This is a genomic window from Liquorilactobacillus sicerae (assembly GCF_029916425.1).
Lineage (GTDB): Bacteria > Bacillota > Bacilli > Lactobacillales > Lactobacillaceae > Liquorilactobacillus > Liquorilactobacillus sicerae.
Window position 1 is genome coordinate 1 of record NZ_JAHAVQ010000084.1, and the last position, 655, is coordinate 655.

At 33.9% G+C, this 655-nt stretch carries 1 protein-coding gene; it reads left to right on the plus strand.

All coding sequences use genetic code 11. The features are described 5' to 3' along the window. Positions 1 to 435: 435 nt before the first annotated feature. Positions 436 to 655 (plus strand): hypothetical protein (locus KH893_RS11340; protein ID WP_281166217.1); only part of this gene is annotated, 220 nt, incomplete at its 3' end.

The window sequence follows — 655 nt, forward strand, 5'->3', positions numbered from 1 at the left end:
CTCCAGAGGATGCCATCCGAACTTTTTATGCCTCGGTTCTTGATGTGCTTTTCATGAGCAATTATTTGTTAATGAAAAAGGTGAGTTAAAGTGATAAGCTTTTTTGCTTATATAATAGTTATGGCAATTACACCCGGCCCGAATAATCTAATGGCTTTACAAGAAAGTCGGTTACGAGGTTTACGAGGATCATATCCCTTCCTAAGTGGGCTTTTTGTCAGTTTTTTTATTCTTGATTTTTTGACATTCTTTTTTACAAATGAGCTAAGATCAATATCTACTTTGGCGCTTATTTTATTAAAAGGAGTTGGATCACTTTACTTAGGGTATTTAATTCTTTCTTTATTCGGGATATCAATTCAGCTTACCCGCACAACTCACTTAGATAATCGGTTTTGGGCAGGTATGTTTTTAAACTTAACCAACGTGTAGGTCATGCTGTACTTTTTAATTGGTTATATTTCCTTTTTGTTTCCGATTTTTCAAAATCAACAATTACTGATTTTGATTTTTGGAATCATCATGTGTTTTGTCACAACAATTTGTAATGTTTTGTGGGCTCTCATGGGGGCCACCTTTCAATTATGGTTTAACACGCATGATAGATTAATCAATGTAGTCCTCTCCGTATTATTAATGTATGCAATTTATGAAA